This is a genomic window from Vibrio syngnathi (assembly GCF_002119525.1).
In the GTDB taxonomy this organism is placed as follows: Bacteria; Pseudomonadota; Gammaproteobacteria; order Enterobacterales; family Vibrionaceae; genus Vibrio; species Vibrio syngnathi.
This window is the reverse complement of record NZ_CP017916.1, coordinates 2,724,614-2,744,437: the sequence shown is the minus strand read 5'-3', so window position 1 is coordinate 2,744,437 and position 19,824 is coordinate 2,724,614. Positions and strand designations below refer to the sequence as shown.

Below are 19,824 nucleotides of genomic sequence, written 5' to 3'. Positions count from 1 at the left end.
AAATAGAGCTTATTTTTTGCATGTTTATTGATATTTGATAGGTTGCTCGCAAAAATCCTTGCGTAAACTAATTGGTCGAATTTTGCAGGGATGTAATTTTTTTTCAAAAAAGACTGATATTCATTCTTATTTACTTGAGTGCTTTGAAAATATGCAATTACACGAGTTAGTTAATACTATCGGCCAAGATCTCCAACGTCGTTATGGCGAGAAGGTTCACAAGCTGACACTTCACGGTGGGTTTAGTTGCCCAAACCGAGACGGGACAATTGGCCGTGGCGGTTGTACCTTCTGCAACGTCGCTTCTTTTGCCGATGAACAAACTCAAGTTCAAAGTATTGCTGATCAATTAACTGCTCGTGCGGGTGAAATCGCTCGTGCCAAGAAGTATCTTGCTTATTTTCAGGCGTACACCAGTACTTATGCTGAGGTGCAGGTACTCAAGAATATGTATGAAGAGGCTCTAAAAGCACCCGGTGCAGAGATTGTCGGCCTTTGTGTTGGCACTAGGCCAGACTGCGTACCTGATGCGGTACTCGATCTGCTCGCGGAGTACGTTAAGCAAGGCTACGAAATTTGGCTAGAGCTCGGCCTGCAAACGGCCAATGATAAAACCCTCAAGCGAATTAACCGCGGACACGATTTCACTGTGTATGAAACGATCACCCAGCGCGCACGTGCTTTAGGAATCAAGGTATGTACTCACCTTATTGTCGGCCTGCCCAAAGAAACCAAAGCGGATAACCTTGAAACTCTAGAGAAGGTATTAGCAGCTGGCACTGATGGTATCAAGCTTCACGGGCTTCATATTGTTGAAGGCAGTACCATGGCTAAAGCCTGGAAGGCAGGAAAGCTAGAAGCACCAAGCCTTGAGGAGTACATTGATATCGCGAGTGAGATCATTCAACGCACACCAGCGGACGTGGTTTATCATCGTGTCTCTTCTGCGGCGAGACGCCCGACACTACTCTCCCCTTTATGGTGTGAGAACCGTTGGTTGGCGATGACTGAGATTGGTCGTTCGCTTGATAAAACCGGCGCACAAGGCATTAAAACAGGCTTTGCATTCGAGTACACGCAACCTGTTTTAAAGGCGACCAATTGATAGGGATGGGTGACTGTAGGTAACAGCAGATAAAACCAACAAATAGTGGTAACATTTCCCTCACAGAATTTATAAGTATAGATTGAGAGCAGATGGAACTGGTAATGACTTGGTTATGGGATAGGGCGTATGGCTACGGTATATATATCGTTGTTCTATTGCTGATAGGTCTCATCTGTTGGCATATTTATTTACGTTACCAGTCATATATTGAACAGCTTCTTCTCGCTACGCCTTCACCTCTTTATTTTGTTGACATCCGAAGTGGCGAGATCTTGTACGCCAATCGCCAAGCCATGCAGTTGCTTGGTATCCGCCAAATCGGTACTCACTTTCGTTTTCCAACAGTGGAAGCTGAGAATAGTTTTTGTCATTACCTCACTGATCACATCAACTCTCGAACGTTTGAGTATCTCTCGTCCTGGGTTCTTTCTGAATTTGAATCTTTTAAGATCAACTTGGTGGGTCGTAAGATCCGCTTTAGAAGTAGAAAGGCTTGGATGATACATGCTTCCCCTTATAAAAGTACCAACGAAGAGATTTCCCAAGAGGTTCGTGATCTCAATGTTGCTCGTACCGCTTTGGATTCTTTATCTGAGTTGGTCTATGTCATCGATCAAAAGGGTGAATTGGTCGCGAGTAATCGTGCGTTTAAAAAGTTTTGGCATGGTCGCCCTGAAGAGGGCACTTTAAGTGTGTCTAGTGGTGCCTTAAAAGGTCGTGTCAGTGAGCGCTCATGGACCACAGACCAAGATGGTAAGGGGTGTCTCCTTGAAACCTATCAAAGTGTTTTGCTCTCGCAAAGTGGGGAAACCATAGGTACGCTCTCGATAAGTCACGATGTGACGGATTGGCATGACATGCAGCAACAACTGCGTGGGGAAATGGAAAAGCGTAAAGATACTGAAGTTGCACTTGCACAACGTGACACCATTTTACAAAACATCTTGGAAGCGAGCCCTGACTCGATTGGTATCTTCAACGAAAATATGGTTTACCAGGCGTGTAATAAGCCATTTGTGGCGGCATTGGGGATTTCTGAAGTCAGTGACTTAGTGGGTAAACGTCTACAAGACGTAGTACCAAATAGCATTTATATGCGCGTCTCAGAGAGTGATCACCAAGTGCTTCATCAAGGTAACTCGTTGCGTTACATCGACAAACTGGTTTCAAGTGATGGAGAGTTTACTTGGTATGATGTAGTGAAGTCGCCTTTTAGAGACCCTGCATCGAGCACTAATGGTGTATTGATCATGGCACGTGATATCACAGAACGTTACCTCGCCGAGCAGAAACTTGAAGAAGCCAATTTAGAGCTTGAGCGCCTCAGTTTTATGGATAGTTTAACTCAGGTATCCAATCGACGTCGCTTCGATGAGCAGCTGTCTACATTGTGGCATCATCATGTGCGTGAGAAATTGCCGTTGACGATTATGCTGTGTGACATCGACTTCTTTAAAGGCTATAACGATTTCTATGGACACCAACAAGGTGACGATGCTTTGATTCAGGTTTCACAAGCCTTTAAGCAGGTGTTGAATCGCTCTTCGGATTGCGTGGCTCGATACGGTGGTGAAGAGTTTGGCTTTATTCTCCCAAACACAACCACAGAAGGTGCGCTTATGGTCGCTCGTCGAATTCATGATGAAGTACAAAAACTAGGACTCGCTCATGAGAAGTCTACAGTGTCTGACTCCATCACGGTGAGTATTGGTATTGTCTCTTATATACCAACACCTGATGACGAAATGGAGTCTGCTGTTGCCTTGGCTGACAGTGCGTTGTATCAAGCGAAATCTGATGGTCGAAATCGTTCGATAGTGCATCCATACTCTATTCACTAACTTTATAGAATGGGTAACTTAGTGACTCCGTCTTTGTCTTATTTAGCATTTATATTACTTGGTTAATATTTATGTGGCTTGGCTAGTATTGATATTGCTTGGTTAGTATTAATATTGGTTGATTAACCTTCGATATTACCGCGAATCTCTTGCTGCGTGTGATGTAGCTAGCTTACCTACTATCTTCAAACAGGGTAGAATGTTGCTAGTCTTATCGCGTGGAGCGCTAAATGAAACCCATGAAAAATCTTGCCCAGTATTACGTGGATCTGCTCGTAAAATTGGGGATTGTCCGCTTTTCTATCTTACTCGCCCTAGCGCTTGTTGCCCTTGCTGTTGTTGTACAAGTCGGTATCACCCTCGCACTCAAAGGTAATGTTGATGATATCGACATTGTCCGTTCGGTTTTCTTCGGTTTAGTGATCACACCTTGGGCGGTCTATTTTCTCTCAGTCGTGGTCGATCAACTGGAAGAGTCTCGCCAAAGGTTGGCTAAATTGGTCTCTAAGCTGGGTGACATGCGAGAGCGAGATCAAGAACTCAACAATAAACTGCAACTCAATATCGAAAAGCTCAATCAAGAAATTGAAGATCGTGAAAAAGCAGAAGAAGCGCGTGCAGAAGCAATGCATGATCTTGAGAACGAAGTGTTTCAGCGTGAGCGAACTCAGCTTGAATTAGCAGAACGTACGGCGCTGTTGCGTTCGTTTATCGATGCCTCGCCTGACCTCATTTATTATCGTAATGAAGATGGGGTGTTTTCTGGTTGTAACCGAGCGGTTGAAGAACTCACGGGCAAAACAGAAAAAGAGCTAGTTGGTTTGACTCCTTGGGATGTCTACAGCAAAGAGGTAGCCCAGCAAGTTGTTGAAACAGATAAGAAAGTCTTTGCTGACAACCAAGCGCTGACCTATGATCAATGGCTAGAATACCCTGACGGACGTAAGAGTTACTTCGAACTGCGTAAAGTCCCTTTCTACAGTAAAGATGGTCGCCACCTTGGCTTGGTTGGTTTTGGTCGTGATATTACCGAGCGTAAAGAGCACCAAGAATCACTAGAGAAAGCCAGTCGCGATAAGACCACCTTTATCTCAACCATTAGCCACGAGCTAAGAACACCGCTCAATGGCATCATCGGCTTGAGCCGCATGTTATTGGATAGCCAGCTGACGACCGAGCAGCGTAAGCAGATGCAAACCATCAAGGTGAGCGCGGTAACATTGGGTAATATCTTTAACGATATTATCGACATGGATAAGTTCGACCGCCGTAAGCTTGAGCTATTCCCAACCCCTATCAATTTTGAAGATTTCGTTGTTGAGATCGAAAGCATTTCTGCGTTAATGGCAGAGCAGAAAGGGTTGAGGTTTGATCTAGAAAGATTGTCCGATCTCCCATCTGCAGTTGAGGTGGATGGTACTCGTCTTAGACAGGTATTGTGGAATCTTGTAAGCAACGCGATGAAGTTCACCAAAGATGGTGGTGTCGTGATGACGGTCAGCGCTGAAATTGATGGCGATTTTGCCAACATCACGATGGAAGTAGAAGATACCGGGATTGGTATCCCTGAAAGTGAAATCGAGAAGATCTTCGCGATGTACTATCAGGTGAAATCGGGAACAGACAATTTACACGCTGTCGGTACCGGAATTGGTCTTGCTGTATCTCAACAGCTTATCAATATGATGGATGGTCACATTGAAGTCACCAGTGAAGAGGGTTTTGGTAGCACCTTTACGGTTTCGATTCGAGTTCCAGTTAATCACGATACTCAGGCTTTGATCAAAACGCCAAGAAAGCAGTCCAACCTTAAGATTTTCATGGTCGAAGACATTGAGCTTAATATCACAGTAGCTCGTTCTTTACTTGAAAGCCTAGGGCATGAAGTGACAGTCGTAATGACGGGTAAAGAGGCACAAATCGTTTTCAATCCGAAAGATTATGACTTGGTATTACTGGATATCCAGTTACCAGATATGACCGGTTTCGACATAGCCCAATACTACCGCGAGAAATATAGCCAATTGCCACCTTTGGTGGCATTAACCGCGAATGTACTAAACAATAAGCAAGAGTATTTCCAGAAAGGCATGGATGAAGCGATCAGTAAACCACTGTCGGTTCGTGCAATTCAGGATGTCATCAGCGAGTTGATTGAGGATGCCCCAGAGATTATTGAGAAAGCCGAGGGTATTGATACAGTGAAGGATGTTGAAAAAGTAGCAGGTGTTGAGAAAGTAACAGCGAGTAAGCCGGCTCTTTCAACGATTGATACCACTTTGCTTGATATTGATATGCTAGAGTCTTATGTTGACATTGTCGGGTCGAAACCTGTTTTGGATAGCATCGTGATGTTTGAAAATATGATGCCGGAATATATGGAAATATTGAATTCCAATATGGTTGCGAAAGATCAAGACAGTATCGTTTCTGAGGCACACAAGATTAAAGGTGCAGCAGGTTCCATTGGCCTGAAACGCATACAGCAAGTTGCTCAGAAAGCTCAATCTCCAGATATGCCTGCGTGGTGGGAGAACATTTCAGATTGGGTTGATGAAATAAATAACGAATACCAAAATGATATTGAAGTCTTAAAGAGTTGGTTAAATCAAAGGTAGAAGAATAATGAAAAAATTAGCATTCGCCGCATGCGTTGTGGCATTAGCGGGTTGTTCTGCACCACAAGTTGAATGGCAGCAAGACAATCAAGTAGAAGTATCTGCAGCGACAGTCACAATGAAAAGCAACCTGTGGCACAACAAAATGCCTACGATTGGGGAGGCTCAAGATAAGACTCTACATGGTGCTATCTACCTAGAATCTGACTCACAATTACCAGCAACACTTGCGGTTGAGAGTGTGACGGTTAAACAGGGTGCAGATACCTTGTTGGTAACAGCTGACGATCTAGATTTAAGAACACACAGTGAAACGCAGTGGGAAGTTGCTTTTGTATGGCAGTTAGAGATCGACAGTGATAAGCCTGTTGATGTTGCGATTGAACTCAAAGATGGCGAAACCGTGAAGTGGTTAGTCGAGAAAGACGTTAAGGTAGATACGGTTTACTAAAACCTTAGCGAACAATGAACAATAAAAAAGGGAGAATGCGTTGGCATTCTCCCTTTTTAATAACGATTGATCACGCTTCGATTGCTAGAAGTACTAACTGTTTATAAGTACTAACTGGTTAGAAGTGCTAACTGGTTAGAAGTGCTATCGGTTTAGAAGTGCTAATCGACGGCAAGAACTAAACGGCCAGAAGCGCGAATCGAATTAGTCTTCTAGGTCACCACAAAAGCGGTAGCCTTCACCGTGAATCGTCGCGATGATTTCTGGCGTACCAGAAACAGATTCAAAGTGCTTACGAATACGACGGATTGTTACGTCTACAGTACGATCGTGTGGCTTAAGCTCACGGCCAGTCATCTTCTTAAGAAGGTCTGCACGTGTTTGGATCTTACCTGGGTTCTCACAGAAGTGAAGTAGAGCACGGAACTCTGAACGAGGTAGCTTGTAGCCTTCGCCATCTGGGCTAACCAGAGAACGACTGTTGATATCTAGTACCCAACCATTGAACTCGTACTTCTCAACGCTACGCTTTTCTTCTTGAACAGAGCTTGTGCTCATTGAACGGTTAAGAAGGTTACGTGCACGAATAGTCAGTTCACGAGGGTTGAAAGGCTTAGTGATGTAGTCATCTGCGCCGATCTCTAGGCCAAGGATCTTATCAACTTCATTATCACGACCAGTTAAGAACATAAGCGCTACATTTGCTTGCTCACGCAGTTCACGCGCAAGTAGTAGGCCATTCTTACCTGGAAGGTTGATGTCCATAATTACAAGGTTAACTTGATTGTCAGATAGCACTTGGTGCATCTCTTCACCGTCGCTAGCCTCAAAAACAGCATATCCCTCTGCTTCAAAAATACTCTTTAGAGTGTTACGAGTTACTTGCTCATCTTCAACGATAAGAATCTGCGGGGTTTGCATTTGGCGGTACCTAAATTTGTGACGAAACTGTGCTAATAGAATAAATTCTAGGCAAAACATAACATACAGGTAATGTATTTTTGATGATAACTTAAAGTTTTCAAAAAAACACTTACTTCCAGCTATCTGCCTTCCTTGAAGTATTGCCCAATAACGTAGATCCAGTACGCCTTTCAATCATTCTTTTAGTGATTTAAGAGGATTCTATAATGTTAACAGCATGCTAACAACGCGAGAATGTTAATTCCATTCACTTTGTTGATTTACATCAATTGCCGTATCGCAACAAACTTTAATAGTATGGCTACAACTTAACCAATGTTATGGTGACTATTTAGCACCAAAATAAGAATGATTATTCGAGATGTTTCGCACATCTTGCTTACTAAAGACCGGACTATGAACCAAGGAAGCTGAAAGCTATCCTTAGAGTCTAGTAGATAAATATGCTCAATCAACTTTTATTTCGTATTAAATTGGGCATAGAACAATGAAAACAAAGGATTAATTTTAATAATATATAAAAGCATAGAGGCTCACCTGACTTAATAGGTTTGCCTTACTCACGGAGGATATATGCACGATATAACACCTGACTTATGTGATGAGTTTGAAAGCAAAGTCACGCTACTGAATATGCCATTACAGAACTTCGGCCAGCGTGGTGCGTTCTGGGGAAAAATTGTAACAGTTCGTTGTTATCACGATAATTCCAAGGTTCGTGAGGTTTTAGAGACCGATGGCTGCGGCAAAGTACTCGTTGTAGACGGTAATGGCTCGTGTCAAAAAGCGTTACTTGGCGACCAATTGGCTATTCTAGCCATCGAAAATGGTTGGGAAGGCGTCATTGTGAATGGTGCGGTGCGTGATGTTGCGATGATGGCGCAGATGGATCTTGGTATTCAAGCTCTCGGAACCTCTCCATTTAAAACCGAGAAGCACGGTGTTGGGCAAGTGAATGTGACGCTCTCTATACACAATCAACTGATTCAGCCCGGTGATTACATTTATGCCGATTGGAATGGTGTGTTAATTTCAACGGAATTGTTGATTGAATCTTAACGGGCTCATCAATAAAGAAGTGGGATAGATTAGAAGCGAAACCCTAATCCTACCTCAACACCTTGTTGCCACTCTTCATAATCAAGGGTGGCATGCATATCTAGATTGTCGGTTAGCTGCACGCGGCTGGAAAGCTCTGCGGCTACCGATTTATCGCTGTCTTCTGTTTCATTGTTATAGGTGTGTAGAGAGCTGTTGAAAGAGACTTTTTCGGAAAACTGATAACTAACACCACTCAAGAATCCACTCTCATATCTCAGTGCAGCAGTGTTGATTCGTGTACCGACATAAAGATCCACATCAGAAAACAAGCTATAAGAATAACCACTGTCTACTGTCCACGTATCAAAGCTTTCACTCGATGTACTTTGCGTGGAGATAAAAAACTTATGGGCAGAGCTATCGATTTGACTGGGGAGCAAAGGCAAACTGCTCAGTAGCGGTAAACTGTTCGCTGAACAAACGACAGGCATAGCAAAGACTAAAAGAATAAGTAATCTCTTCATTTCCCACTCCTGATGTCATTATTATTGTTTTTCGAACGTTATTGTTCAATTAAAGCACAGGACTTGTATGTTCGCTGTACTATCGATAGAGCATTTTGTTATGACTATATATGCAACTGATTACTTCTGTTTGTTTGATGAGTTAATCCAGTCTCTGAATGGCAGGTTGATGCAGGGTGTTTTATCTCTTAAATGAAGGTTTGCTCTGAAAAATGGTGTGAATGTAAAAAAAACGCAACTTTTCATTGACGTGTAGTAGTAAAAATTGATACACGTAGAGTAAAGCACAAGCAGAGAATTTGATATGCAGCACGTAAGCCACCTAGTAATGACCACCACCATTATTATTACCGACATTCACATTGTTGGGGCAGGCTGCTAAGTAACGGATTTTAAAAAAAAGGCCTGTATCCAACAAGATACAGGCCTTTTTTTGTACCATTTTTATGACTTATGGAGAAAGGGATGCGCGTTTTAAAGTTTGGAGGTTCATCATTAGCTGATGCAGATCGTTTTTTACGAGCAGCAGATATCATCGCTAATAATGCCCAGCAAGAAGAGCTAGCCGTTGTACTATCGGCTCCAGGAAAAACAACCAATAAGCTGGTTGCTGTTATTGAAGCAGCACTAAAAAATGGTGAAGCAGACGTACAGATCACCGAGATCGAATCATCATTCGCAGCATTGTTTGCAGAGATTCAAGCGGTATTGCCGTCAGTAGATGGCTCTGCGTTTCAAGAGCAAGTCGATACCTCTCTTGCTCAACTTAAGCAGTTCGTGAATGGTATTAACCTACTGGGCATGTGCCCGAATCACGTAAATGCTCGTATCATTAGTAAAGGTGAGCGAGTTTCAATCCAGCTAATGAAAGCGGTGCTGGAAGCGAAAGGCCAACCAGCAAGCCTGATTGACCCTGTGGAATACCTTTATGCTCAAGGTGATCATCTTGAAGCTATGGTGGATGTGGATGTTTCAACTCAGAACTTCCGCCAATCACCGCTTCCTAAAGGTCACGTAAATATCATGCCGGGCTTTACTGCTGGTAATGAAAAAGGCGAGCTAGTAACGCTTGGCCGTAACGGCTCTGACTACTCAGCTGCAGTTCTAGCGGCATGTCTACGTGCTGATTGCTGTGAGATTTGGACTGACGTCGATGGTGTTTACAACTGTGACCCACGCTTAGTGGATGATGCCCGTCTTCTTAAATCACTTAGCTACCAAGAAGCGATGGAGCTATCTTACTTCGGTGCTTCAGTTCTACACCCGAAAACAATCGCACCTATCGCACAATTCCATATTCCATGTCTGATCAAAAACAGCTTCAACCCACAGGGTGCAGGCACTTTGATTGGCCAAGACACTGGCGAAGATAACCTAGCGATCAAAGGTATCACTACGCTAAGTGACCTAACGATGGTTAACGTATCAGGCCCAGGTATGAAGGGCATGGTAGGCATGGCGAGTCGTGTATTCGGCGCGATGTCTTCTGCAGGCGTTTCTATTGTCCTTATTACTCAATCTTCTTCTGAGTACAGCATCAGCTTCTGTATTGAATCGGCTGACAAAGTGAAAGCGAAGCAAGTGTTATCAGATGCGTTTGAACTCGAACTTAAAGATGGCCTATTAGAGCCCGTTGAGTTCATGGATGATGTTGCGATTGTGACGCTGGTGGGTGACGGTATGCGTACATCACGTGGCGTTGCTTCTCAGTTCTTCTCTTCTTTAGCTGAAGTGAACGTTAACATCGTTGCTATTGCTCAAGGCTCTTCAGAGCGCGCTATCTCTGCGGTTATCCCGGAAGATAAAATCTCAGAAGCAATCAAAGCGTGTCACGAAAACCTATTCAATTCTAAGCACTTCCTTGACGTCTTCGTTGTCGGTGTTGGCGGTGTTGGTGGCGAGCTTGTTGACCAGATCCAACGTCAACAAGGCAAACTGGCTGAAAAAGGCATCGTTATTCGCGTATGTGGTTTAGCAAACAGCAAAGGCTTGCTGCTAGACAGCGAGGGTCTACCGCTAGAGCAGTGGCGTGACCGTATGTCGAGTGCGACTGAAGAATTCAGCCTAGCGCGTTTAGCGGCACTTGTTCAACGTAACCACATCATCAACCCTGTGTTGGTTGATTGTACGTCTAGCGAAGGTATTGCCGGGCAATACGCTGATTTCCTAGCGGCTGGTTTCCACGTGGTAACACCAAACAAAAAAGCCAACACAGCAAGCATGGCTTACTACCATCAGCTTCGTGAAGTGGCGCGTAACTCTCGTCGTAAGTTGATGTACGAGACAACAGTAGGCGCAGGTCTACCGGTAATCGAAAACTTACAGAACCTAATCTCTGCAGGTGATGAGCTTGAGAAGTTCAACGGCATTCTTTCTGGTTCACTGTCTTACATCTTCGGTAAGCTTGATGAGGGTATGACACTCAGCCAAGCAACCAACATTGCTAAAGATAACGGCTTCACTGAACCGGATCCTCGTGATGATCTGTCTGGTATGGATGTGGCGCGTAAACTGCTTATTCTTGCTCGTGAAGCGGGTATGGCACTTGAGCTTGAAGATGTTGAAGTTGACCAAGCATTGCCACCGGGTTTTGATGATTCAGGTACGGTTGACGAGTTCATGGCTCGCTTGCCAGAAGCGGATGCATACTTCAAAGAGCAGTCAGCCATCGCAGCAGAAGAAGGCAAAGTACTTCGTTATGTGGGTGAGATCGCTGAAGGTAAATGTAAGGTTCGTATCGCAGCTGTTGATGGCGATGACCCAATGTTTAAGATTAAAGATGGCGAGAACGCTCTGGCATTCTATAGCCGTTACTACCAGCCAATCCCACTCGTTCTACGTGGCTACGGTGCAGGTACTGAAGTTACAGCAGCAGGCGTATTCTCTGATGTGATGCGTACTCTTGGTTGGAAATTAGGAGTTTAGGAATGAGTTCAAGTGATATGGATGTTGTCGTTTATGCTCCTGCATCAATCGGCAATGTCAGTGTAGGGTTTGATGTGCTGGGGGCCGCTGTGTCTCCAGTGGATGGCACATTGCTTGGTGACCGAGTAATGGTTAAAGCCGGTGATGAACCATTCTCGCTAAAAACAGCAGGCAGCTTTGTTTCTAAGCTGCCAACTGAAACCAAAGAAAATATTGTCTATGACTGCTGGGTTGTGTTCTCTCGCGAGTTAGACAAGAAAGGTATCTCAGTTAAGTCTCTTGAGATGACGCTAGAGAAGAACATGCCTATCGGTTCCGGTTTAGGATCAAGTGCATGTTCAATTGTCGCAGCACTTGATGCCTTGAACCGTTTTCATGGCCAACCGTTGAATGAAACTGAACTGCTTGCTCTTATGGGGGAAATGGAAGGTAAGATTTCAGGTGGCATACATTACGATAACGTTGCCCCCTGTTACCTTGGTGGTGTGCAATTAATGCTGGAAGAGCTAGGTATCATTAGTCAAGAAGTGCCATGTTTTGATGACTGGTACTGGGTAATGGCTTACCCGGGCATCAAAGTTTCGACGGCCGAAGCGCGAGAGATCTTGCCTTCTCAGTATCGCCGTCAAGACGTGATTGCCCATGGTCGTCATTTAGCGGGCTTTATTCATGCTTGTCACTCTGGTAAGCCAGAGCTAGCCGCTAAGATGATCAAAGACGTGATTGCTGAACCATATCGTGAGAAACTGCTTCCAGGGTTTGCTGATGCACGCAAATATGCAACGTCAGCAGGAGCATTAGCTACTGGAATTTCTGGTAGTGGCCCTACGCTATTTAGCATTTGCAAAGAACAAGATGTCGCCGAGCGTGTTGCACGCTGGTTAGAACAAAACTACGTACAAAATGAAGAAGGATTCGTCCACGTTTGTCGCTTAGATAAACAAGGTTCGATCGTTACAGGAAGTGAGTTATGAAGCTGTACAACATCAAAGAAAACGATGAGCAAGTCTCTTTTGGCCAAGCCGTTCGTCAAGGTCTAGGTCGTAATCAAGGTCTATTTTTCCCATCAGAGCTGCCTAAGTTCGATGACATCGATGCACTACTTGCAGAGGACTTTGTCCCTCGTAGTTCAAAGATTCTTTCTGCTCTAATTGGTGATGAGTTACCAAAAGAACAGATTGATCAACTAGTGGATGCGGCATTCCAATTCCCAGCACCGATCAACCAAGTGAAAGACGGTGTTTACGCACTTGAACTGTTTCACGGTCCAACGTTAGCATTTAAAGATTTCGGTGGCCGTTTTATGGCTCAATCTTTGGCTGCGGTTTCTGATGGCGGTCAAATCACTATCTTAACGGCAACATCGGGTGATACTGGCGCGGCGGTTGCACACGCATTCTACGGTATGGAAAACATCAACGTTGTTATCCTATACCCGAAAGGCAAGATCAGCCCACTGCAAGAAAAGCTATTCTGTACGCTAGGTAAGAACATTCACACTGTCGCGATTGATGGCGATTTTGATGCGTGTCAGGCACTAGTAAAAGACGCGTTTGACGACGCTGAACTGCGCAAAGAGATTGGCTTGAACTCAGCAAACTCAATCAACATCAGCCGTTTGATGGCTCAGATCTGTTACTACTTTGAGGCGGCTTCTCAGCTAACCAAAGAGCAACGTGAAAATCTGGTTATCTCTGTACCAAGTGGTAACTTTGGTAACCTAACTGCGGGTCTATTAGCGAAAGCGCTAGGCTTACCAGTTAAACGCTTCATTGCAGCTACCAACGAAAATGACACGGTTCCTCGTTACCTAGAAACAGGTCAATGGGATCCAAAACCAACGGTTGCGACAACATCGAACGCGATGGATGTGAGCCAACCAAACAACTGGCCACGTATCGAAGAGCTTTGCCAACTGAAAGGTTGGGGACTGGATACTTTGGGTAAAGGTAAAGTATCTGATGAGCAGAGTGCTGAATCAGTACGTGATCTAAAAGCTCAAGGTTACCTATGTGAACCTCATGGTGCGATTGCTTACCGTCTATTGGAAGAGCAACTGCAAGAGAACGAGACAGGCCTGTTCTTATGTACGGCACACCCTGCGAAATTCAAAGAAGTGGTTGATGACATCTTAGGTACTGACATTGAACTTCCTGGTCCGCTAGCAAAACACGCGGTGATGGAGTTGTTGTCTGAAGATCTAGATAACGATTTTGAAGCGCTAAAAGCAGTGCTTCGTCGAGTTCAACCGTAACCTACATCGGTATTGTTGAGCAAATAAAAACGGCGCTCAATGAGCGCCGTTTTTGTATTCTAATTCAAGCTCTAAAAATTATAGAGACTCAGTGAACGTACGTGCGATAACGTCACGTTGCTGTTCAGTCGTTAGAGAGTTGAAACGTACAGCGTAACCCGATACACGGATAGTTAGCTGTGGGTAGTTCTCTGGGTGAGCAACGGCATCTTCTAGCGTTTCACGCTTAAGAACGTTAACGTTTAGGTGTTGACCACCTTCGATGCGTGGTGCTGCTTCGATAGCAACTTCACGGCTTTCGTACTCGCCTAGGTCTGCTGCTGAGATAACTTGGTCTGCTTCAAAACCAGATGTAGCAACAACACAACGAGCTTCGTTCTTCTCGCTGTCTAGTAGCCAGATTGAGTTTAGTAGGTCGTCGTTTGCTGCTTTAGTAATTTGAATACCTTGGATCATAACTATCTCCTAGTCCACTTTATGTGGTTTGATTATGGTGTTAACTTTCGAATTTTATTGAGCTGAGTAATATATACCTAGTTTGTGGTAGTTTAATATTGATTTAAGTCAAAAAACAACCAAAAACCTCAATTTTTTCAAGGTGATTACTTTGAGTTAAATCAATAAAACCTTTGAAAACAAAGTAATTACAAAATATTTTAAAGTATAAAAAATATTTAACAGTCGTATTTGTTGTAAATTTACTACATTTGTTGTGTTTTTATTGACCAGAAAGCGATACGACCCTTTATTTATTAAGCATCCTGAAAGTGTAAAGTGATTTAATGACAAACAATAATTCATCTTCAAAACCTGAAACCAATATTAAGTTTATTGGGGCGCATGTGTCTGCTGCGGGCGGTGTTGATCAGGCGCCAATGCGCGCTCGTGAGATAGGCGCCAATGCGTTCGCACTGTTTACCAAAAACCAAAGGCAGTGGGCAGCAAAGCCGTTAGAAGCCAAAACCATCAGTGCCTTTAAAGCCAATTGTAAAATGTTGGGCTTTAGTGCTGAACACATTCTTCCTCATGATTCCTACCTTATTAACCTAGGAGCACCAGAAGAAGAGAAGTTAGAGAAATCACGTGCGGCTTTTATTGATGAAATGGAGCGTTGTAATCAACTAGGACTCACGCTTTTGAATTTTCATCCTGGGAGTCATTTGAAGAAAATCTCAGAAAGCGACTGTTTGACCAAGATCGCTGAGTCTATCAACTTGGCACATCAAGCGGTGCCTGATGTGATTGCTGTGATTGAAAATACCTCAGGGCAGGGGACTAACCTGGGTTGGAAGTTTGAGCACCTAGCAGAGATCATCGACCAAGTAGAAGATAAGTCACGCGTCGGTGTGTGTTTAGACACTTGCCATACGTTTACAGCCGGTTATGACTTACGAACAAAAGCGGCGTGTGAGCATACTTTTGCTGAGTTTGACCGTATTGTCGGCATGCACTATCTAAGAGCAATGCACATCAATGATTCAAAAGCTGAGTTTGCGAGCCGAGTCGATCGACACCATTCTTTAGGTAAAGGCGAGATTGGCTGGGATTGTTTTGAGTATATAGCCTCGGATTCTCGCTTTAATGGTATTCCTCTTATTTTAGAAACCATTGATTCGACTATCTGGAAAGAGGAAATTCAACAACTTAGGATGTTTCATCGCTCAGCAACGCTAGCGAGCGAAGAAGCGTAATAATAGAGGGAATAATTAATTTCCTTCTACTCCTAAAAATTGGCACCTTTCTTTCATAGTATTAAAGTGAATATGTAGTTCACGATGTCTTAGAGGAGGTGCCTTTATGTATTCACAAGCCCAAACTTCAACTTCAACTTCAATTTCAACTGTAGCTGTCGCCAGTCGTTTACCGACACCAAACCGTCACGTGCATAGTCACGGCCATTATCGTACACCGCAAAAAAGTGGTTAATCGAGATAAACACAACTTGAACTGATTATTATGATTCATCAACAAGTGAACCCTACACATCATGTTTATTGATAGCTGTATGAGGTATAACTAGAGCCTTATTTAGGACAGTTAGCCGATACAGCTATTTTTTTGTCTGGCGAAAGCCGCTAGAAACCTTGATGATTGGGAAGTAAAACGATGAGCGCACCAAAGACTTGGGAATCCATTATTAATGATGAACGTGACAAAGAGTACTTTCAGAGTGTCCTCGCGTTTGTTGAACAGCAACGCAATAGTGGGAAAACCGTCTACCCTCCTCAAGAGCTGGTGTTCAGTGCCTTCGATATGACGCCTTTCGAGTCCGTACGCGTGGTTATCCTAGGGCAAGATCCTTATCACGGCGCTAACCAAGCTCATGGCTTAGCTTTTTCTGTACTGCCAGGTGTAAAAATCCCTCCTTCTCTACGTAATATGTACAAAGAGCTTGCGCAAGATATAGAGGGCTTTGAGATCCCGAGTCATGGCTACCTCGACACTTGGGCATCTCAAGGGGTGTTAATGTTGAATACGGTACTGACAGTAGAAGAGGCAAAAGCACACTCACATGCTAAGTGTGGTTGGGAAACCTTTACCGATGCCATTATTGCAGAGCTCAATCAGCGCTCTGAACCGATCATCTTCTTGTTGTGGGGCGCACACGCCCAGAAGAAAGGCCAAGCGATTGATGCAGACAAGCACCATGTGTTGGTTGCACCTCATCCATCACCATTATCAGCACGCCGTGGTTTCTTCGGTTGTCAGCATTTTTCGATGACCAACGAGCTACTCTCTTCTATTAATCAACAGCCTATCGATTGGACATTACCACTGGCACTGTAGATTGATGGTTTTCTGAGCAGGGTCAAACCACAAATAGCCATCTTCATATACACTTATAAATAGTGGGTGTAATGGAGTGCAATACTATGATGATTGAAAGGATAAGACGAGAGCATGGCTATATGGCTCGTTTGCTCGCGATACTCAACAATAAGTTAGAGTTTCTAAAACAAGAGCGAGAAATAAACTATAGCCTGATCGCAGAGGTGGTTCATTATCTGATGAACCATTCAGACAAGGTGCATCACCCGAAAGAAGATGTTATTTATCGTTACTACCTAAAGCAATATGGCAGTGATCAAGTGATTGAAGACTTGGAACTGGAACATCAATTGCTTTCTGAGAAAACGGCGGACTTTTTAGGTGTGGTCGATATGATCCTTCAAGATGCAGTGGTTCCTCAACAAGTGTTTATTGATCAGCTTGAAGCTTTTGTTAAAGCTCAACGAAAGCACATGGAATATGAAGAGAAGCATGTGTTACCAATGATTGTTGAGTCGTTCACTGTTAAAGATTGGCAAGAGGTGGAGTCTCAATGGCTTCAACCGGAAGGCGATCCTGTGTTCGGAGAGACAATTGCTGATGAGTACCGTCAACTCGCAGATCGTGTTCGACAGAATGAACAAGAGTGCGCTTAGCCAGTTGTCATGTTGAAGCGTGACTATTTTAGATGCTCTCTATATTAGATGGCTAGTTCCCAAATGACGCTTTGAGCGGATTAAATACCTCATAAAATAAAAAAGCACCTATATAGGTGCTTTTTGCTATCTGATTTCTTGTCGTGCTGATTAAAGCTTTATATCGTCAAGGCTAAAATCGAGACCTAGGTTCATCTCTCTAAGCTCTTTCTCAAGCTGTCTACGATCATTGATTGCCTCAATCTCACGCCATTTACGTTTGAGTGGTTTAGAGCGTGTTTTTTGAGTGGTACGAGGCATTTCTAGTTCTGATAATTCATCGAATTGAAAGCTATCCATAAGCATATCTCCTTCCGTGGGACTCGTTCTTACGAACCATTAAATATCATATTTAGGTTCACAATAACCTTGATTTGTTTCTCATTTGTTTCAAATGTATGAAGGTTTTGTTCTGTTTTATTATGCATGCTCACACATTGCGTGGATTCTTGTGTACAAAAAACAAGCAAACAAACTTAAGTAAACGATTAAATTAGGGGGGATTGAATGTTAATTCATTGTGCAAATGGGATAGCATTTTGACTACAGTGCATTTGAGTGCGCATTGTGCCATGTAGTATAAGGATCTCATTACCCTAGAAAAAAACACAAATCTTCACTATACCTTGTAAAACCTAGGCTGACGTCACTTTTATGGGATGGTGTTTTTGTTTTTGTGATGCCTTGGTTTTTGTTGATATTATGTCCCGACAATGTGACTTTTATTAGGCGCTATTGTTGAAAGTTGTGTTAACTAAAAGTGTATTATTGGTGAAATGTCATTTTAATATAAATTGATATGCATATTGATTTTTAGGCCGTCTCGCTGCATTATCCGCCCGTCAAAAAATACACTGATACGTAAAATGGATGCATGAAGCGACATTTACAATCTAGATCGCAGCAAATAAATATAAATCTAATGCCGACACAACTATTGACACTGGCATAGGTGATCTAGAGGAAGGCTAGGAAGCATGATCGGTGCTTAAACTCAATTACGAGGTTCACGTGACAGACTTAATCAATTTGATGAACGATCTCCTTTGGGGATCTATATTAGTTTACTTACTTGTTGGTGTGGGTATCTACTTCACTGTACGACTAGGTTTCATTCAATTCCGCCATTTCGGCCACATGTTCTCTGTTCTTAGAAACAGCCGTAAAGCAGACAGTGCAGGTATCTCCTCTTTCCAAGCACTTTGTACTAGTCTAGCAGCACGTGTCGGTACGGGTAACATGGCTGGTGTTGCAGTGGCACTAACCGCTGGTGGCCCTGGCGCTATCTTCTGGATGTGGTTAATTGCCATGCTAGGTATGGCAACATCGTTTGCAGAAAGCACACTGGCACAGCTATACAAAACGCGTGATAACGACGGTAACTACCGCGGCGGTCCTGCATACTACATGGAGAAAGGCCTAGGTATGCGTTGGATGGGGGTTCTATTCTCTATCTTCCTGATCATCGCATTCGGTCTTGTATTTAACGCCGTTCAAGCGAACGCGATTGCAACTGCAATGAATACGGCATTCGACTTCGAGCGTAGCTACGTTGGTGTGGGTATTGTAATCATCTCTGCATTCGTTATCTTCGGTGGTATCCGTAAGATTGCGCGTACTGCAGAAATCATTGTTCCAATCATGGCATTGGCTTACCTAGCTATCGCTATGTACGTTATGTTCGCGAACATCGAAAAAGTGCCTGAAGTTCTGGCTCTTATCTTCAAGAGTGCATTCGGTCTGCAAGAAGCAGCAGCGGGTGGCTTAGGTTACGCAATCGCACAAGCGATGATTAACGGTATCAAACGTGGTTTGTTCTCGAACGAAGCGGGTATGGGTTCTGCGCCAAACGCAGCAGCTTCTGCTACGCCTTACCCACCGCACCCAGCATCACAAGGTTACGTGCAAATGCTAGGCGTATTCATGGACACAATTGTTATCTGTTCAGCAACAGTAGCAATCATCCTGATGTCTGGTGAGTATGTACCACACGGTGAAGTAACGGGTATCGAACTAACGCAACGTGCACTAACCGCACAAGTTGGCGAATGGGGTGGTATCTTTGTAGCGGTAGCGATTTTCTTCTTCGCTTTCACTTCAATCATTGCAAACTACTCGTACGCGGAAACGAACCTTATCTTCCTAGAGCACAACAACAAGAAGGGCCTAGTCCTGTTCCGTATCGTTGTACTGGGTATGGTTATGTTTGGTTCTCTTGCGACATTACCAACGGTATGGGCACTGGCTGACGTATCGATGGGTCTAATGGCGATTGTGAACTTGGTAGCGATCATCTTGCTATCGGGCATCGTGATTAAGCTAGCGAAAGACTACAACCGTCAATTAGACGCGGGTAAAGTACCCACGTTCGATGCGGATGATTTCCCTGAGCTTAAGGCTCAATTGGAAGATGGTATTTGGGTTAACAACAAGAAGTAATCTTGTTGGAGTGATTCATCACTCATCCTAAAATCATTAGAAAGGCTAAGGTTTCGACCTTAGCCTTTTTCTTTGCCTGCGATATTTTCTTTATTATCGATTTTTCTTTGTAAGAGATTCTTCTTTGTAAGCGACTTACAGCTAGATCTGTCTATCAAAGTAATAGGAAGAGTCATAAAGACAAGTTGATGTTTTTTCTATACTCTAGCTGCATCCAGTTAGATAACCGATTAGG

At 43.6% G+C, this 19,824-nt stretch carries 16 protein-coding genes and 1 other annotated feature; of the genes, 12 read left to right on the top strand and 4 right to left on the bottom strand.

The features are described 5' to 3' along the window. The first annotated feature begins 151 nt into the window (after positions 1-151). From mnmL to K08M4_RS12440, 4 genes are all read left to right on the top strand, one after another. Entirely contained in the window at positions 152-1,105 is a 954-nt protein-coding gene (gene mnmL, locus K08M4_RS12455; protein ID WP_086050060.1) for a tRNA modification radical SAM protein MnmL/YtqA, read from the top strand. Between the two features lie 92 nt (positions 1,106-1,197). After that, the gene (locus K08M4_RS12450) at positions 1,198-2,949 is read left to right on the top strand and encodes a GGDEF domain-containing protein (RefSeq protein WP_086050059.1); all 1,752 of its coding nucleotides are present in this window, start codon (positions 1,198-1,200) and stop codon (positions 2,947-2,949) included. 230 nt (positions 2,950-3,179) lie between these two features. Continuing rightward, complete coding sequence (gene arcB, locus K08M4_RS12445) at positions 3,180-5,567, top strand: aerobic respiration two-component sensor histidine kinase ArcB (RefSeq protein ID WP_086050058.1); 2,388 nt, start codon at positions 3,180-3,182, stop codon at positions 5,565-5,567. A 7-nt stretch (positions 5,568-5,574) separates the two neighbouring features. Next, a complete protein-coding gene (locus tag K08M4_RS12440) occupies positions 5,575-6,018 on the top strand; it encodes a hypothetical protein (protein ID WP_012603236.1) in 444 nt (147 codons plus the stop codon). 204 nt (positions 6,019-6,222) lie between these two features. Here K08M4_RS12440 and arcA read toward each other — a convergent pair whose 3' ends face one another. Then, complete coding sequence (gene arcA / locus K08M4_RS12435) at positions 6,223-6,939, bottom strand: two-component system response regulator ArcA (protein ID WP_004741534.1); 717 nt, start codon at positions 6,937-6,939, stop codon at positions 6,223-6,225. A 576-nt stretch (positions 6,940-7,515) separates the two neighbouring features. On the opposite strand from arcA, the gene K08M4_RS12425 reads away from it, so the two are divergent. Beyond that, positions 7,516-8,001, top strand: a complete 486-nt coding sequence (locus K08M4_RS12425) for a putative 4-hydroxy-4-methyl-2-oxoglutarate aldolase (RefSeq protein WP_086050057.1) — start codon at positions 7,516-7,518, stop codon at positions 7,999-8,001. A 29-nt stretch (positions 8,002-8,030) separates the two neighbouring features. Here K08M4_RS12425 and K08M4_RS12420 read toward each other — a convergent pair whose 3' ends face one another. After that, positions 8,031-8,507, bottom strand: a complete 477-nt coding sequence (locus K08M4_RS12420) for a ribonuclease regulator (RefSeq protein ID WP_086050056.1) — start codon at positions 8,505-8,507, stop codon at positions 8,031-8,033. A gap of 317 nt (positions 8,508-8,824) precedes the next feature. Next, positions 8,825-8,943 (top strand) — a sequence feature (Thr leader region). 29 nt (positions 8,944-8,972) lie between these two features. Between K08M4_RS12420 and thrA the strand changes: the two genes are divergently transcribed. Genes thrA through thrC form a run of 3 tightly spaced genes read left to right on the top strand, consistent with a single transcriptional unit; the run spans position 8,973 to position 13,686 of the window. Further along, positions 8,973-11,432, top strand: a complete 2,460-nt coding sequence (gene thrA, locus K08M4_RS12415) for a bifunctional aspartate kinase/homoserine dehydrogenase I (protein ID WP_086050055.1) — start codon at positions 8,973-8,975, stop codon at positions 11,430-11,432. A 17-nt stretch (positions 11,433-11,449) separates the two neighbouring features. Further along, positions 11,450-12,406 (top strand): homoserine kinase, encoded by a 957-nt coding sequence (gene thrB / locus K08M4_RS12410; protein ID WP_086050436.1) that lies wholly within the window; start codon positions 11,450-11,452, stop codon positions 12,404-12,406. Beyond that, positions 12,403-13,686, top strand: a complete 1,284-nt coding sequence (gene thrC / locus K08M4_RS12405) for a threonine synthase (RefSeq protein ID WP_017098329.1) — start codon at positions 12,403-12,405, stop codon at positions 13,684-13,686. The genes thrB and thrC overlap by 4 nt, the downstream gene beginning before the upstream one ends. 78 nt (positions 13,687-13,764) lie before the next feature. On the opposite strand, the gene grcA is transcribed toward thrC, so the two are convergent. Then, positions 13,765-14,142 (bottom strand): autonomous glycyl radical cofactor GrcA, encoded by a 378-nt coding sequence (grcA, locus tag K08M4_RS12400; protein WP_009848415.1) that lies wholly within the window; start codon positions 14,140-14,142, stop codon positions 13,765-13,767. Positions 14,143-14,468: 326 nt separating this feature from the next. Here grcA and nfo point away from each other — a divergent pair, with 326 nt between their 5' ends. The 3 genes from nfo to K08M4_RS12385 all read left to right on the top strand — a co-directional run bounded on the left by nfo (position 14,469) and on the right by K08M4_RS12385 (position 17,111). Further along, on the top strand, positions 14,469-15,377 hold the full coding sequence (gene nfo, locus K08M4_RS12395; protein ID WP_086050054.1) for a deoxyribonuclease IV: 909 nt from the start codon (positions 14,469-14,471) through the stop codon (positions 15,375-15,377). A gap of 415 nt (positions 15,378-15,792) precedes the next feature. Beyond that, a complete protein-coding gene (ung, locus tag K08M4_RS12390) occupies positions 15,793-16,473 on the top strand; it encodes a uracil-DNA glycosylase (RefSeq protein ID WP_009848417.1) in 681 nt (226 codons plus the stop codon). 86 nt (positions 16,474-16,559) lie between these two features. Next, positions 16,560-17,111, top strand: a complete 552-nt coding sequence (locus K08M4_RS12385) for a hemerythrin domain-containing protein (protein ID WP_086050053.1) — start codon at positions 16,560-16,562, stop codon at positions 17,109-17,111. Positions 17,112-17,261: 150 nt separating this feature from the next. Here the strand turns inward: K08M4_RS12385 and K08M4_RS12380 are convergent, their stop codons facing one another. Further along, positions 17,262-17,450: a DUF3545 family protein gene (locus K08M4_RS12380; protein WP_009848419.1), complete on the bottom strand. Its 189-nt coding sequence runs from the start codon at positions 17,448-17,450 to the stop codon at positions 17,262-17,264. Between the two features lie 711 nt (positions 17,451-18,161). On the opposite strand from K08M4_RS12380, the gene K08M4_RS12375 reads away from it, so the two are divergent. Beyond that, positions 18,162-19,589 (top strand): alanine/glycine:cation symporter family protein, encoded by a 1,428-nt coding sequence (locus K08M4_RS12375; protein ID WP_086050435.1) that lies wholly within the window; start codon positions 18,162-18,164, stop codon positions 19,587-19,589. Positions 19,590-19,824 lie beyond the last annotated feature (235 nt).